Source organism: Pseudomonas sp. MM211 (assembly GCF_020386635.1).
Taxonomy (GTDB): domain Bacteria; phylum Pseudomonadota; class Gammaproteobacteria; order Pseudomonadales; family Pseudomonadaceae; genus Aquipseudomonas.
The window spans coordinates 2,174,403-2,190,470 of the sequence record NZ_CP081942.1 but is presented as its reverse complement, the minus strand read 5'-3'; the positions used below and the strand labels follow the sequence as shown (position 1 = coordinate 2,190,470).

Here is a 16,068-nt window from a genome sequence, read left to right as displayed (position 1 = left end):
ACCTCGACCCTGGATAGCACGGCATGAAGCCCTCCTCCCTCCTGCTCCGCCTGCTGGCCGGGCTGCTGGTGGTCGCCATCGTCCTCGGCGCGCTGGACGCCCTGTCCGTCGCCGTGCCGGAGCGCCTCGTCGCGCTCTGGTGGGGAGCCTTGCTGATCCTGACGGGCGCCGCGCTGATCGACGCCCTGCGCCTGTATCGCCAGGCGTCGCCGCGCCTGCAACGGCACCTGCCGGGCAACCTGCCACTGGGTCGCTGGAGCGATGTGCAGCTGACCGTCCATCACGCCTACCCGCGTGCGCTGCACATCCAGGTATTCGATCATGTCCCGCAGGACATGGCTGTCGAGCATCTACCGCAACAGGTCGAACTGCGCCCGGGCGAACAGACCACCTTCAGCTACCGGGTGCGCCCGCTGCTGCGTGGTCATTTCGTCTTTCCACGCTGCGAGGTCAGCCTGCCCAGCCCGCTGCGTCTGTGGCAGTCGCGGCGCTATCTGGATCTGCGCGACGAAGCGCGCGTCTACCCGGATTTCGCCCGCCTGTACGGCGCACAACTGATGGCCGTGGACGACTGGGTCGCCCAGCTGGGTGTGCGCCAGCAGCAGCGTCGTGGCCTCGGCCAGGAATTTCATCAGCTACGCGAATTCCGCGATGGCGACACGCTGCGGCAGATCGACTGGAAGGCCACTGCCCGCAAGCGCACGCCCATCGCCCGTGAGTATCAGGACGAACGTGACCAGCAGATTCTGTTCCTGATCGACTGCGGCCGGCGCATGCGCAGCCAGGACGGCGAGCTGTCGCATTTCGACCACGCCCTCAACGCCAGCCTGCTGCTCAGTTACGTGGCCCTGCGCCAGGGCGATGCCGTGGGGTTGATGACTTTCGCTGGTGAGCAAAGCCGCTACCTGGCGCCAGTCAAGGGCCAGGCTCAGGTCAATGTGCTGCTCAACGCCGTCTACGACCTGCAGAGCACCCAGCGCCCGGCCGACTACGCCGCGGCTGCGGATACCCTGCTCAGCCGCCAGAGCCGACGCGCCCTGGTGGTACTGATCACCAACCTGCGCGACGAGGACGACGAGGAGTTGCTGGGCGCGGTGAAACGCCTGGAACGTCGGCACCGGGTGCTGATCGCCAGCCTGCGCGAGGAAGTGCTCGACAGCCTGCGGCATACCGAGGTGCGCGACTACGAGTCGGCCTTGAACTATTGCGGCGCCGTGGATTACCTCAACGCACGCAACACCCTGCACGAGCGCCTGGCCGCTCACAACGTCCCGGTGCTGGACGCCCGCCCGGGTGAACTCGGCCCCGAGCTGGTCAACCGCTACCTGGCCTGGAAAAAGGCTGGAGTGCTGTAAAACCCACTTTTGTAGCCTGGGTCGAGCGCAGCGACACCCGGGAGATGGTGTCCAGGGTTTTACACGGCTCAACCTCAGGCTACGGGTGAGGTTGTTTGTTTCTGGCTACTGCCCTGGAACGCGCCATTCCTTATACTGCGCCCCATCGATTTCGCCTGTGGAGCGTACGCCTGTGAATTTTTCTTCCTGGACACCCAAGGAGCGCCTGATTTCCGGGGCTTTCTTCGCTGTGGCCATCGGTTGCCTGCTGTACGGTTTCACATCGGGCGTGCCGCCCATGAGCAGCGAGTTCTTTTCGATGTTCGCCGTGGTGTCGCTGGTGATCGGCCTGGCGCTGACGCCGCAGTTCATGCTCCAGCCGCTGCGCGAAAGCCTGGGCAGCAATCTGTCGAAGCCGATGCGCATCGCCTTGGGCTTCTTCTGCGCCTTCCAGCTGATAGCGGTCATTCGCGTGATTCTCGGCTAAGGCCCGCAGCCCACCACTCGGCAGGCTGGCGTACTCAGTTCGCGGGTAACGGCATGACCGTGACCTGCACCTCGGGGTCATGATCACCACCACCGAGAATCACCCCACGCAACGGGGAAACATCAGAAAAGTCACGGCCCCAGGCCAGGGTGATGTGCTCCAGCGCCGGCAAAATGTTGTTGGTCGGGTCGAAGTCCACCCAGCCATTGCGCGGGCAATACACCGACACCCAGGCATGCGAAGCATCGGCGCCGATCAGGCGCGGCTGGCCGGGTGGCGGCTGGGTGAGCAGGTAGCCGCTGACGTAACGCGCCGCCAGGCCCCGGGAACGCAGGCAGGCGAGCATCAGGTGGGCGAAGTCCTGACAGACCCCGCGGCGTTCCTCGAGCACCTTGAGCAACGGCGTCGCCACCTGTGTGGCTTCGGCATCGAAGGTGAACTCGTCGAAAATTTTCTGCATCAGCGTGCGCACCGAGAGCAGCAGCGGCTGCTCGGGCAGGAAGCAATCGTCGGCGAACAGGCTGAAGGCGCGCTTCAAGCGCACGTAGGGTGACTGAAAGCGGTAGCGGGTGGCATCCAGCAACTCCAGATCCCACGGCCGCCCTTGATACCCCAGTGCCTCACAGGCGGATTCCCAGGACGGCGAGTCCTGCAGATCGAGATACGCCCGCGGCAGCACTTCGACACTCAGCCTGGCGCAGACTTTCAAGGCATCATGCGGGCGCTCGAAAGCCAGGCGAGTCAGCGGATTGCCGAATACATCGACGATGTCGTGACGCTGGCAGGGCTGCGGGGTGACCTGCAGGTGGCGTTCTTCACAGCGCTGCCAGGCGCAGTCACGCGGCCACAAGTGCGCCAGCTGCTGGGCCAGGGACACTGGCGAGGCGTAGCGATAATGGGTGTCGTGCAATACCTGATAACGCGCACTCATGACGACCGGGTTCCCTGGCTGGCGGCAACGTGCACGAAAAAGCGCAGGCCCAGTTCATCCGACGCCTTGCCAGACGCCTGCCCGATGGCCTCGAGCAGATTGGCCAGGCCATCAAGTACCGCGCGAATGCCCCGCGCGCCGAACAGTGGGTTTTCCAGGCTACGCAGATCGACGGCGCTCAATTGCCGCTCAAGCTGTATCAGTGCAGCTGCCTCGGGCAGATGGAAGCGCTCGGCCAGGCGCTCCAGGGAGCGCAACAGCGTGCGCACCTGGAACAGCACCGCGTGGGGGTTCTGCTCATCGAGCAATAGCAGGTCGAGTACCGGAATCAGCTGCGCCGAAGCCATGTAGCGGGTGCGGTAGGTAATGCTGCTATTACCCAACTCCAGCAGCCACTCGAGAGCCGACTGATCATCCGGCGTACTGCCGCGCAGGAAGCTGCCAACGCTGTCGCAAAGGAACTGCAGGCGTTCGATGCAGCGGCCGATCATCAGGAAACGCCAGCCATCGTCACGGGTCATGTCGTCCAGCGCGAACCCGGAGAGCGCCGCCAGGGACATCAACAAACGATTGAGAAAATCCAGCAACTGCCCGAAATCGCCGCCACGGGCTTCCAGATTCTGCGCATCGCGCTGCAGTTCCACCAGCGCCTGCCAGTTGGCCTGGGACAGCTTGCCACGCACACTGCCGGCGGTCCATTGCAGGCGTTGCAGATTGGTACGCAGGCTGGCCGGCCATTCGGCGCCAAGCACCGCTTCCAGCAGCCGGGCATCCAGTGCGCCGTGCTCCTCATCCGGTAGCAGGCCGAGGCTTTCGCCCAGATCCAGCGCAGCTTCAAGAGCTTGCGGGTCATCGTCGTCATCGACGTAACGACTGAGCATGATGCGCAGCAGTCGCGCGTTGTCCTCGCAGCGCTCGCTGTAACGACCGAACCAGAACAGGTTTTCCACCACCCGCGACGGCAGATAGGGGTCGCTGCGCACCAGATCGGCGGCACCCAGCGGGCGCATGCCCTGCCAAGGCTCACCAGGGCCGTGGCGCTCGCCGAGTACCCAGGTGTCCTTGCTAGCTCCGCCGCGCTGCATCGACACCACCTCGGCGTCGGCTTCTGCAGCCACTCGGGTCAGGCCGCCCGCCATCACCCGGTAACCGTCGGCACTGGCCACGGCGAACACGCGCATGCCGATGGCTCGGGATTGCAGCTTGCCCTCCTCGGCCTGCCAGACCGGCGCCTGGGACAGCTGCGCCAGCGCCTGAGCGACATAGGCATAAGGGCGCAGCCGCAGGCGTGCAGCCAGTTCGGCACGCTGCGCGGCATCCAGATCACGGCCGAATACCGGGGTAAAACTCTGCGACGGGAAGCTCGGCCGGATCAGCAGCTCCGGCAATTTCTCCAGTGCCTCCTCCAGCACCGGCGGCTCACCGCACCACCAACTGGCGATGCTCGGTAGCAGCAGCGGCTCACCCAGCAGCTTCTCGCTGATCGCCGGCAGGAAGCCCGGCAACCCGGGCGCCTCCAGCACACCACTACCGAGCGCATTGGCGACCAGCACGCGGCCCTGACGCACCGCTTCCAGCAGGCCGGGCACGCCCAGTGCGGAGTCGGTACGCAGCTCCAGCGGGTCGCAGAAATCGTCGTCGAGACGGCGCAGCACCGCGTGCACGCGGCGCAACCCGGCAAGCGTCTTGAGATACAGGGTGGCGTCGCGCACGGTCAGGTCACTGCCTTCCACCAGCGGATAACCGAGCTGACGGGCCAGGTACAGGTGCTCGAAGTAGCTTTCGTTGAATCGTCCGGGGGTCAACACCACCACCAGTGGCGTCTCGCCATCGGCTGGAGCTTGACGTGCCAGAGTGTCCTGCAGGGTGCGGAAGAACCCAGCCAGGTACTGCACGCCGAGATCCCGGTACAGCTCGGGGAAGGCGCGGGAAACGATCTGCCGGTTTTCCAGCGCGTAACCGGCGCCAGAAGGCGCCTGGGTACGATCGGCCGTGACCCACCAGCGGCCATCGGGCGCCCGCGCCAGATCCACGGCGTACACATGCAGGAAAGTACCGCCTGGCGGCTGCAAGCCCTGGCAGGGCCAGAGAAAGTTCTCGTGGCCGAAAACCAGCTCCGGCGGCAGCAGGCCATCGGCCAGCAACTGCTGAGGGCCGTAGAGATCGGCCAATACCTTATCGAGCAACGCTGCACGCTGCGCCACACCGGCAGCGATGGTCTGCCACTCGGCGGCGGGAATCAGGTTGGGCAGCAGATCCAGTTCCCAGGGGCGATCCGCGCCATCAGGATCGGCGTAAACGTTATAGGTAACGCCGTTTTCCTGGATCTGTCGGGTCAGCATGGCCTGGCGCTGCTGCAGCTGCGCAGGGCGGCTGCGTTGCAGTTGGGCCAGCAGTTTGCGCCAGTGCGGGCGCACCTCTCCCTTGGCATCGAGCAGCTCATGGTAAGCCGCATCAGTCAGCGGATAATCGGCAAGCAGGTCTGGCATCAAGATCTCGACAGTGTCTTCTCATACCCACAGGCCAGGGGCTGTTCCCGTTTCCAGCACAGTCATGCCGAAACGGGAACACACCTTAGGCATCGCGGCGTTACAGAATAGCCGCTGCCAACCCGCGCTGTCGTCAGACTCGGCGCAAATCCAGGGTCATGGGCAGTTCGTTATTACTGATGGGTGCCAGCAGCGGCCTTTTACCCGGGCTATGACCCAGGCGGAAGAAGCGCGCCAGACGCCGACTTTCAGCTTCATAGGCATTCACCGGCAGGCTTTCATAGCTGCGCCCGCCCGGGTGAGTGACATGATACTGGCATCCGCCGATGGAGCGATTCATCCAGGTATCCACCAAGTCGAATATCAACGGCGCGTGTACGCCTATCGTAGGCTGTAGGCAGGCCGCCGGCTGCCAGGCACGAAAGCGTACGCCGGCGACGAACTCGCCGACCTTGCCCGTACTGCGCAATGGCACTGGCACACCATTGCAGGTCAGTACGTAGCGATCCGGTGTCAGGCCATTGAGCTTGACCTGCATACGTTCGAGGGACGAATCGACATAACGCACCGCGCCGCCAGCCGCGCCCTCCTCACCCAGTACATGCCAGGGCTCCAGCGCCTGGCGCAGCTCCAGCTCGATGCCTTTGACGTTGAGATCTCCGGCGCGCGGGAAGCGGAATTCGAAGTGCGCGGCAAACCATTCAGCACCCAGGCGGTAGCCGCTCTGCGCCAGTTCCTGAAGCACGTCGGCGAAATCCTGCTCGACAAAATGCGCCTGCAAAAACCGATCATGCAACTCGGTGCCCCAGCGCACCAGGCGCGCCGGTTTGTAGGGTTCTTTCCAGAAACGCGCGATCAGCGCCCGCAACAGCAGTTGCTGGGCAAGGCTCATGCGCGCATTGGGCGGCATCTCGAAAGCACGCAACTCGAGCAGACCAAGGCGCCCCGAGGCCGAATCCGGCGAATACAGCTTGTCGATGCAGAACTCGGCGCGGTGGGTATTGCCGGTGACATCCACCAGCAGGTTGCGCAACAACCGGTCAACCAGCCAGGGCGGACACTCGCGACCCATTTCGGGCATCTGCGCGAAGGCGATTTCCAGCTCGTAGAGCGAATCGTTACGTGCCTCGTCGACCCTCGGCGCCTGGGAGGTCGGGCCGATGAACAGCCCCGAGAACAGGTAGGACAACGACGGGTGGTTGTGCCAATAACTGACCAGGCTACGCAGCAGATCGGGGCGGCGCAGGAAGGGTGAATCCGCTGGCGTGGCACCACCCAGAACGAAGTGGTTGCCGCCACCGGTGCCGGTATGGCGACCGTCGATCATGAACTTCTCGCTGCTCAGGCGACACTGGCGAGCCTGCTCATAAAGAAACTCGGTGCGCTCGACCAACTCGTCCCAACTAGCCGCCGGGTGGATGTTCACCTCGATCACACCAGGGTCTGGGGTAACCCGGAAGAACTGCAGGCGCGGGTCATTCGGCGGCTCGCAGCCTTCGAGCAGCACCGGGCACTGCAGCTCGGCCGCGGTTTCCTCAATAGCCGCAGCCAGTTCCAGGTAGTCTTCGAGATCGCTCAGTGGCGGCATGAACAAGTAAAGGCGCCCGCCACGGGGCTCGGCGCATAGCGCAGTGCGCACGACATCCACGGCTGACTGACCACGCTTGGGCTTGCCTGATCCGTTCCCCCGGCCACCATTCCAAACGCCACGCTCTTGGTACTGAAGCTCAGCAGAGGACGGCAGCGGCGCGAATACCTGGGAAGGGTCTGCCGGTGTCACATAGGGATACTCTTCGGCCCTGACCCAGGGCAGCGAATCCAGCGGCAGGCGATAACCCAGAGCCGAGTCGCCAGGCACCAGGCGACAATATTCATCGCGCAGATACCAGGAACCACTGCGCCAGCCGGCCCGGCGCGTATCGCGTGCCAACGGCAGAACATGGCCGATCACTCGATCCAGCCCCTGATCGAACACCTTGCGCAGGCGCTCGCGCTCAAGCGGGTCGTTCAATCGGGCATCTTCGGGCGAGACGTTGTCGGGCAAACGCCCCTCGCGCCACAGGTAGTAGAGGCCGTCCTCATAAGCGGGGAAGCAGTGCTGGGCCTCCACGCCGAGGCGCTCGGCCAGGTTGCCGAGGAAACGCGCGGCCAGTTCAGCGTCGGCACCATAGTCGCGGCTTTCGTCGGCCAGCAACGCCGAATTCTGCCAAACCGGCTGGCCGTCCCGGCGCCAGAAGGCATTCAGCGACCAACGCGGCAACTGCTCACCCGGGTACCACTTGCCTTGGCCGAAATGCACCAGAGCGGCCGGCGCGTAATGCTCACGCAGGCGCAGGAACAGATCCGTGGCCAAGCGGCGCTTGTTCGGGCCCAGGGCCGCCGTGTTCCATTCGGCATCATCGGGATAATCGAGGGCAACAAAGGTGGGCTCGCCGCCCATGGTCAAACGCACATCGCCGGCCTGCAGGTCTTCGTCGACGCGGCGGCCGAGCTCGACGATGTCGCGCCACTGGTCGTCGCTGTAGGGTTTGGTCACCCGCGGCGCTTCCCAGATGCGCTCCACGCGCATCTCGTGGCTGAACTCGCTTTCGCAATCCTCCACCGCCCCACTGATCGGCGCGGCTGAGGAAGGTTCCGGACTACAGGCCAGAGGGATGTGGCCCTCCCCCGCGAACAGCCCGCTGGTAGGGTCAAGGCCGATCCAGCCCGCACCCGGCAGGTAAACCTCGCACCAGGCGTGCAGGTCGGTGAAATCCACCTCGGTACCCGAAGGACCGTCCAGGGATTTGACGTCGGCGCTGAGCTGAATCAAGTACCCGGAGACAAAGCGCGCGGCCAGCCCCAAATGGCGGAACAGTTGCACCAGCAGCCAGGATGAATCGCGGCACGAACCGGAAGCATTGAGCAGGGTTTGCTCAGGCGTTTGCACGCCAGGCTCCATGCGAATCAAGTAATTGATGTCAGCGGCTAGGCGCTGATTCAGGGCCACGAGGAAATCCACACTGGGCCGTGGCGTGCGATCAATGCTCGCCAGGTACTCGGCAAAGTGCGGTTCGCTCGGCAGCTTGACCAGATAGGGCGCCAGCTCGCGCTGCTCGCCCGCGGTATAGGTCAGAGGAATCTGCTCGGCATAGGGTTCGAGGAAGAAATCGAAGGGATTGAACACCGCCATTTCGGCGACCAGATCCACCTCGACACGCAACTCGCGGGTCTTCTCCGGAAAGACCAGGCGTGCCAGGTAATTGCCCTGGGGATCCTGCTGCCAGTTGATGAAGTGATCGCCCGGCTCGACGCTCAGGGAGTAGGAAAGAATCCGTGTGCGACTATGCGGTGCCGGGCGCAAGCGAATGATCTGCGGCCCCAAGGTGATGGCACGGTCATAGCGATAATGAGTGACGTGGTGCAGCGCGACATGAATCGACACGGCGGCCTCCTACAAGCCTGGGCGATAGAGATGCCAGCGCAAGACTTGTGCCAGCGCCAGCCTGCAGCAGCAAGCTGAACGCCTTGACGAAGGCTATGCCCCGGCAAAGGGCAGACCATGCCCCACGACGAACATCACGCACCATAACAGCACCTTAGCCAGCGCACTGCGCTTCCGTTACCATCGCCATACTCAGTAGCGAGACGCGGCATGTATATCTATCGATTGGTTCTGATCCTGGTAGTGGGCATCTACCTGTTCTCGCCCGCCATCATGGACTGGTGGATCGACCCCAATGGTGCCTGGTATCGGCCTTATATGCTGTGGCTGATCCTCATCGTGGTGACTTTCATTCTGCAGAGCCAGCGTGATGCCGATGAGCTTTAGCCTTACCCAGCTGATGCTGGTCAGCGCCGCGTACCTACTTGTCCTGTTCAGCGTCGCCTGGTGTGCTGACCGCGGCCTGATTCCACGCCGGCTGATTCGTCACCCGCTGACCTATACCCTGTCGCTGGGCGTGTATGCCAGCGCCTGGGCCTTCTATGGCACCGTCGGCCTGGCCTACCAGTACGGCTACGGTTTCCTGGCCAGCTATCTGGGTGTAACCGGGGCGTTCCTGCTGGCGCCGGTGCTGCTCTACCCGATTTTGCGCATCACCCGCACCTATCAGCTATCGTCCCTGGCCGATCTATTCGCCTTTCGCTTTCGCAGTACCTGGGCCGGCGCGCTGAGCACCATTTGCATGCTCATCGCCGTACTGCCACTGCTGGCACTGCAAATCCAGGCCGTTACCGACGCCATCAGCATTCTCACCCGCGAGCCGGTGCAACCGCAGATCGCGCTGGCGTTTTGTGGCCTATTCATCCTGATCACCATCCTCTTTGGCGCCCGCCATTTGGCCACGCGGGAAAAGCACCAGGGCCTGGTGCTCGCCATCGCCTTTGAATCGATGGTCAAGCTGCTCGCCATGGGCGCGATCGGCCTCTATGCGCTGTATGCGGTGTTCGACGGCCCGCGCGACCTGGAACAGTGGCTGGTGCTTAATCAGGCCGCTCTGGCCAGCCTGCATACGCCGCTGCAGGAAGGCCCATGGCGTACCTTGCTGCTGGTGTTCTTCGCCTCGGCCATCGTCATGCCACACATGTACCACATGACCTTTACCGAAAACCTCAACCCCCGCGCCCTGGTCAGCGCCAGTTGGGGCCTGCCGCTGTTCTTGCTGTTGATGAGCCTGGCGGTACCGCTGATTCTCTGGGCCGGCCTGCGCCTGGGTTCGACCACCAGCCCGGAGTATTTCACCCTGGGCCTAGGTATAGCGGTAGACAGCCCAACGTTGGCACTGATCGCTTACGTCGGCGGGCTTTCGGCCTCCAGCGGTTTGATCATCGTCACCACCCTGGCGCTGTCAGGCATGCTGCTCAACCACGTGGTGCTGCCGCTTTACCAGCCACCGGCCGAGGGCAACATCTACCGCTGGCTGAAATGGACGCGCCGCGCGCTGATCGTCGCCATCATCTTCGCCAGCTACGCGTTCTATACCCTGCTTGACGCCAAGCAGAATCTGGCCAACCTGGGCATCGTCTCCTTCGTCGCCACCTTACAGTTCCTCCCAGGCGTGCTCTCGGTACTGTATTGGCCGACTGCCAACCGTCGCGGCTTTATCGCTGGTCTGCTGGCCGGCATCGCCGTGTGGGCAGTGAGCATGCTGATGCCCCTGCTGGGCACCCTGCCTGGCCTGTATGTACCGATCCTCGATCTGGTCTACGTGCTGGATGACAGCAGCTGGCACCTGGCGGCCATCGCCTCGCTGGCCACCAACGTACTGGTGTTCACCCTGGTCTCGGTATTCACCGACTCAAGCCCGGAAGAAGACAGCGCCGCTGAAGCCTGCGCCGTGGACAACGTGCGCCGCCCACAGCGCCGTGAGCTTTTGGCCCTGTCGCCCCAGGAGTTCGCCACCCAACTGGCCAAGCCACTGGGCGCCAAGACCGCCCAGCGTGAGATCGAGCAAGCCCTGCGCGACCTGCAACTACCGTTCGACGAGAGACGCCCCTACGCCCTGCGCCGCCTGCGCGACCGCCTGGAGGCCAACCTTTCTGGCCTGATGGGGCCGAGCGTAGCCCAGGACATCGTCGAATCTTTCCTGCCTTACAAGTCTGGCAGTGAGAGTTACGTGACCGAGGATATCCACTTCATCGAGAGCCGCCTGGAGGACTACCACTCGCGCCTCACCGGCCTTGCCGCCGAACTCGACACCTTGCGCCGCTACCACCGCCAGACCCTGCAGGAACTGCCGATGGGCGTCTGCTCCCTGGCCAAGGATCACGAGATCCTGATGTGGAACAAGGCCATGGAAGAACTCACCGAAATCCCCGCGCAGCACATCGTCGGCTCGCGCCTGTCGACCCTCGGCGAGCCCTGGCGCGACCTGCTACAGCGTTTTATCGAGATACCCGACGAGCATTTGCACAAACAACGCCTGGCGCTGGACGGCCAGACCCGCTGGCTCAACCTGCACAAAGCAGCGATCGCCGAACCCCTCGCGCCGGGTAACAGCGGGCTGGTGCTGCTGGTCGAGGATCTGACCGAAACGCAGATGCTCGAAGACAAGCTGGTGCACTCCGAGCGTTTGGCCAGCATCGGCCGCCTCGCCGCCGGCGTAGCCCATGAAATCGGCAACCCGATCACCGGCATTGCCTGCCTGGCGCAGAACCTGCGCGAGGAACGCGAAGGCGATCCGGAACTGACCGAAATCAGCGGGCAGATTCTCGAACAAACCAAGCGGGTGACGCGCATCGTCCACTCGCTGATGAATTTCGCCCACTCCGGCAGCCATCAACAGGCCGACGAGCCGGTATGCCTGGCCGAAATAGCCCAGGAAGCCATCGGCCTGCTGGCCCTCAATCGACGCAGTGTCGACGTGCAGTTCTTCAACCTGTGCAGGCCTGAACACTGGGCGGAAGGCGACCCACAGCGCCTCGCCCAAGTACTGATCAACCTGCTGAGCAACGCCCGCGACGCTTCGCCAGACGGCGGCGCCATCCGGGTGCGCAGCGAAGCCTCGGAACACACCGTCGACCTGATCGTCGAGGACGAAGGCAGCGGAATTCCCAAGGGCGTGATGGATCAGCTATTCGAACCGTTCTTCACCACCAAGGATCCCGGCAAGGGAACCGGACTCGGCCTCGCACTGGTCTATTCCATCGTGGAAGAGCATTATGGACAGATAATAATCGACAGCCCGATTGACCTTGAGCAGCAACGTGGCACCCGTATAAGGGTGACGCTGCCCAGGCATATCGAGGCAATGCCACTGGCAACCTAAACACCGAAGAACCGCATTCCCGGCGACGCGCGTGGCCCGGCTTGGCTGCAGGCACCGTGGAAGCAGGTTCCGAGACCGTCGAGAGAATTCGATTAAATGCCTCATATCCTGATCGTCGAAGACGAAACCATTATCCGCTCTGCGCTGCGCCGCCTGTTAGAACGCAACCAGTACCAAGTCAGCGAGGCGGGTTCAGTACAGGAAGCCCAGGAGCGTTTCGATATCCCCGGGTTCGACCTGGTGGTCAGCGACCTGCGCCTGCCTGGTGCACCGGGCACCGAGCTGATCAAGCTCGCCCAGGGCGCGCCGGTGCTGATCATGACCAGCTACGCCAGCCTGCGCTCGGCGGTCGACTCGATGAAAATGGGCGCGGTGGATTACATCGCCAAACCCTTCGACCATGACGAAATGTTGCAAGCCGTGGCGCGCATCCTGCGTGACCGTCAGGCGGTGCGCAGCCAGTCAGGCGATGCACCCGCAGCAGCCCGTGCAGCGGAAAAAAGCGACAAGGCTGCCAACGGCGAAATCGGCATCATTGGCGCCAGCCCTGCGATGCTGGAGTTGTACAGCAAGATCCGCAAAGTCGCCCCGACCGACTCCAACGTGCTGGTGCAAGGCGAGTCCGGCACCGGCAAGGAACTGGTCGCACGTGCACTGCACAATCTCTCCAAGCGCGCCAAGGCACCGATGATTTCGGTCAACTGTGCGGCAATCCCGGAATCGCTGATCGAGTCGGAACTGTTCGGCCATGAAAAGGGCGCCTTCACCGGCGCCAGCGCGAGCCGCGCCGGTCTGGTGGAAGCGGCGGACGGCGGCACGCTGTTTCTCGATGAAATCGGCGAGCTGCCCCTCGAAGCCCAGGCGCGCCTGCTGCGGGTACTGCAGGAAGGTGAAATCCGCCGAGTCGGCTCCGTGCAGTCGCAGAAAGTCGATGTACGCCTGATCGCGGCGACCCACCGCGACCTGAAAACCCTGTCGAAAATCGGCCAGTTCCGCGAAGACCTTTACTACCGCTTGCATGTCATTGCGCTGAAATTGCCGCCACTGCGTGAGCGCGACGGCGATGTGCTGGAAATTGCCCGCGCCTTTCTCCTGCGTCAATCCACACGCATGGGTCGCACCGACCTGCGTTTCGCCCCAGACGCCGAGCAGGCGATCCATCATTACAGCTGGCCGGGCAACGTGCGGGAGCTGGAGAACGCCATCGAGCGTTCGGTGATCCTTTGCGAGGGCAGCGTCATCAATGCCGAGCTGCTCGGCATCGACGTCGAGCTGGAAGATCTGGAAGACCACGCTTTTATCGGCCTGCCGCCGCATAGTGGGACGGTCAACGCCACCAGTCAGGATCCCAGTGAAGATCTGTCGCTGGAGGACTACTTCCAGCATTTCGTACTCGAGCACCAGGATCACATGACCGAGACCGAGCTGGCCCGCAAGCTGGGCATCAGCCGCAAGTGCCTGTGGGAACGCCGTCAGCGATTGGGCATCCCGCGACGCAAATCGAGTGTCGCCAGCGAATAGTGTGCGAGGGCTCTAGGGCGGCTGTTACCGCACTGAGTGAAGCACGTAACAAAGCCGGGGTTTACGGTAACGGAATCCCGGCTTTTTTCTGCTCATAAAAAACACGAAAACCATCAAGCCGTTGTTTTAAAAGAGAAAATAAAAACTGGCACGCGGAATGCTTTATCTCTTGCACAACAACAATAACAAGCAAGACCAAGACAATAAAAATAAGACGAAACGACTCCAGCACAATAAGAACAAGACGGCAGGAGACGCAGCTAACTGATTCTTTTGGAGAGGATTTCCTCATAGGGTTTTGCCCTGTAACCAGATAGAGAACAATAAAACTGTCGATAGACAGCACCGGTTCTGGTTGGGTCGAAGACCCGAGGTAGCGTCAGCATCCAAAGTAATCCGTTTGCTCTTGCTCCCGATGACGGGAGGTTTTCCGGACAGCTGGATTCCGGGACGGGCGATCAAACAAAAACAACAAGCCCGCATAACAAGAAAAACGCATAGCAACATTTTATGGGGGAGCTTCGGCTCCCCCAGTAGCTTCCGCTCCGACCTGCCTTCTCCTCCCCGCTTACACCCATCTGCGACTCAATGCTAGAATCCGCGCTATTTCTGCGCCTTTACATTATTCTGGCCATTCATTTCGTCATACAGTGCCCTCCATGCTGAAAAAGCTGTTCAAGTCCCTGCGTTCGCCGCTGCGCCGCGCTCACCAGCCTCACAGTACGCCGCACGTGCTGAACAACAACCAGCACCCGATCCAGCGCGGGCAGATAAGCCGCTACGCCATCAGCGTGGTCGAGCGTCTGCAGAACGCAGGCTACGAGGCCTATCTGGTCGGTGGCTGTGTACGCGATCTGTTGCTGGGTATCGAGCCCAAGGACTTCGACGTCGCCACCAGCGCCACACCCGAGCAGGTCAGGGGCGAGTTCCGCAATGCCCGGGTAATCGGTCGCCGCTTCAAGCTGGTCCACGTGCACTTCGGCCGTGAGATCATCGAGACCGCCACCTTCCGCGCCAATCACCCGCAAGGTGAAGAAGAAGAGGACACCAATCAGTCCTCGCGCAACGAGAGTGGCCGCATTCTGCGTGACAACGTCTACGGCACCCTGGAAGACGACGCCCAGCGCCGCGACTTCACCATCAATGCGCTGTACTACGATCCGGTATCCGAGCGGATTCTCGATTACGCCAACGGCATGCACGATATCCGCAACAACCTGGTGCGGCTGATCGGCAACCCGACGCAGCGTTATCAGGAAGACCCGGTACGCATGCTGCGTGCCGTGCGCTTCGCCGCCAAGCTGGACTTCGATATCGAGAAGCACAGCGCCGACCCCATCTATGACCTGGCCCCTCTGCTGGGCGGCATTCCTGCGGCGCGCCTGTTCGATGAAGTGCTCAAGCTGTTTCTCAGCGGCTACGCCATCTACACCTATGACCTGTTGGTGGACTACGGCCTGTTCGGTCAACTGTTCCCGGCCAGCGCCGCGGCACTGAGGCAGAACCCGGAATACACCGACACGCTGATCCGCAACGCCCTGGACAACACCGATCTGCGCATCCACCAAGGCAAGCCGGTCACCCCCGCCTTCCTGTTCGCGGCGCTGCTCTGGCCAGCGCTGCCGGCTCGGGTGATTCGCCTCCAGGAGCGCGGCATGCCGGCCATTCCGGCCATGCAGGAAGCGGCTCACGAACTGATCACCGAGCAGTGCCAGCGCATCGCTGTGCCGAAACGTTTCACCCTGCCGATCCGCGAGATCTGGGACATGCAGGAGCGCCTGCCGCGGCGCAGCGGCAAGCGCGCCGATCTGCTGCTGGAAAACCCACGTTTCCGTGCCGGTTACGACTTCCTGCTGCTGCGCGAGAGCGCGGGCGAGGAAACCGGCGGCCTCGGCGACTGGTGGACGGATTACCAGGACGCCAGCGACAGCGAACGCAGGGTGATGATCCGCGACCTGTCCAGCAAGGACGACGCACCAGGCGCCCCCCGCAAGCGCCGCCGCAGTGGCGGCAGCAAGCGCAAGCGTAGCCCTCAGGGCGGCGCAGCCGAGTAAGCATGGAACGCGTCCACATTGGCCTGGGCAGTAACCTCGCCGAGCCGGCCGAGCAGTTGCGCCAGGCGCTCAGCGCGCTCGAGCAACTGCCAGGCACCCACGTCGTGGCAGTGTCTTCCTTTTATGCCAGCGATTCGCTGCTGCCCGGCCAGCCGCGTTATACCAATGCCGTCGCGGCCGTGGAGACCGATCTGCAGCCGTTGCAGCTGCTCGATGCGCTGCAGGCCATCGAACTGGGCCAGGGCCGTGAGCGCCACGAGCGCTGGGGCCCGCGTACGCTCGATCTGGATATCCTGCTGTTCGGCGACCGCCTGATCGACGAGCCACGGTTGAGCGTCCCGCACTACCACATGCACGCCCGCGCCTTCGTCCTTTACCCGCTCGCGGAAATCGCCGCGGGGCTGGAATTGCCTGATGGTCGCTCCCTCGACGCGCTACTGGCGGCCTGCCCCTTCGAAGGCCTGGAACGCCTGACGCCCTGAAGCGGCTGGCTCTGCCGCTGG

11 protein-coding genes are annotated in these 16,068 nt (G+C 63.0%); 7 read left to right on the top strand and 4 right to left on the bottom strand.

Annotated features, from left to right (window positions below):
* Positions 1-23 precede the first annotated feature (23 nt).
* Both K5Q02_RS09970 and K5Q02_RS09965 read left to right on the top strand, forming a co-directional pair.
* On the top strand, positions 24-1,355 hold the full coding sequence (locus K5Q02_RS09970) for a DUF58 domain-containing protein (protein WP_225838746.1): 1,332 nt from the start codon (positions 24-26) through the stop codon (positions 1,353-1,355).
* A 172-nt stretch (positions 1,356-1,527) separates the two neighbouring features.
* A complete protein-coding gene (locus K5Q02_RS09965) occupies positions 1,528-1,821 on the top strand; it encodes a hypothetical protein (protein ID WP_225838744.1) in 294 nt (97 codons plus the stop codon).
* A gap of 34 nt (positions 1,822-1,855) precedes the next feature.
* Here the strand turns inward: K5Q02_RS09965 and K5Q02_RS09960 are convergent, their stop codons facing one another.
* The 3 genes from K5Q02_RS09960 to K5Q02_RS09950 form a co-directional block, all read right to left on the bottom strand.
* Positions 1,856-2,752: a transglutaminase family protein gene (locus tag K5Q02_RS09960; RefSeq protein WP_225838743.1), complete on the bottom strand. Its 897-nt coding sequence runs from the start codon at positions 2,750-2,752 to the stop codon at positions 1,856-1,858.
* Positions 2,749-5,241, bottom strand: coding sequence for a circularly permuted type 2 ATP-grasp protein (locus tag K5Q02_RS09955; protein WP_225838741.1), 2,493 nt, complete (start codon positions 5,239-5,241; stop codon positions 2,749-2,751). Before K5Q02_RS09955 ends, K5Q02_RS09960 begins: the two co-directional genes overlap by 4 nt.
* A 133-nt stretch (positions 5,242-5,374) precedes the next feature.
* Positions 5,375-8,665, bottom strand: coding sequence for a transglutaminase family protein (locus K5Q02_RS09950; protein ID WP_225838739.1), 3,291 nt, complete (start codon positions 8,663-8,665; stop codon positions 5,375-5,377).
* A 210-nt stretch (positions 8,666-8,875) separates the two neighbouring features.
* Here K5Q02_RS09950 and K5Q02_RS09945 point away from each other — a divergent pair, with 210 nt between their 5' ends.
* The 3 genes from K5Q02_RS09945 (at position 8,876) to K5Q02_RS09935 (ending at position 13,511) form a co-directional block, all read left to right on the top strand.
* A complete protein-coding gene (locus K5Q02_RS09945; RefSeq protein ID WP_042556252.1) occupies positions 8,876-9,052 on the top strand; it encodes a hypothetical protein in 177 nt (58 codons plus the stop codon).
* Positions 9,036-11,990, top strand: a complete 2,955-nt coding sequence (locus K5Q02_RS09940) for a sensor histidine kinase (protein ID WP_225838738.1) — start codon at positions 9,036-9,038, stop codon at positions 11,988-11,990. The genes K5Q02_RS09945 and K5Q02_RS09940 overlap by 17 nt, the downstream gene beginning before the upstream one ends.
* Before the next feature lie 96 nt (positions 11,991-12,086).
* Complete coding sequence (locus tag K5Q02_RS09935; protein ID WP_225838736.1) at positions 12,087-13,511, top strand: sigma-54-dependent transcriptional regulator; 1,425 nt, start codon at positions 12,087-12,089, stop codon at positions 13,509-13,511.
* Between the two features lie 61 nt (positions 13,512-13,572).
* Here K5Q02_RS09935 and K5Q02_RS09930 read toward each other — a convergent pair whose 3' ends face one another.
* Positions 13,573-13,857, bottom strand: coding sequence for a hypothetical protein (locus K5Q02_RS09930; RefSeq protein WP_225838734.1), 285 nt, complete (start codon positions 13,855-13,857; stop codon positions 13,573-13,575).
* Between the two features lie 313 nt (positions 13,858-14,170).
* On the opposite strand from K5Q02_RS09930, the gene K5Q02_RS09925 reads away from it, so the two are divergent.
* Together K5Q02_RS09925 and folK are read left to right on the top strand one after the other, a co-directional pair.
* Positions 14,171-15,565 (top strand): polynucleotide adenylyltransferase PcnB, encoded by a 1,395-nt coding sequence (locus tag K5Q02_RS09925; RefSeq protein ID WP_225838732.1) that lies wholly within the window; start codon positions 14,171-14,173, stop codon positions 15,563-15,565.
* A gap of 2 nt (positions 15,566-15,567) precedes the next feature.
* A complete protein-coding gene (gene folK, locus K5Q02_RS09920; RefSeq protein ID WP_225838730.1) occupies positions 15,568-16,047 on the top strand; it encodes a 2-amino-4-hydroxy-6-hydroxymethyldihydropteridine diphosphokinase in 480 nt (159 codons plus the stop codon).
* Positions 16,048-16,068 lie beyond the last annotated feature (21 nt).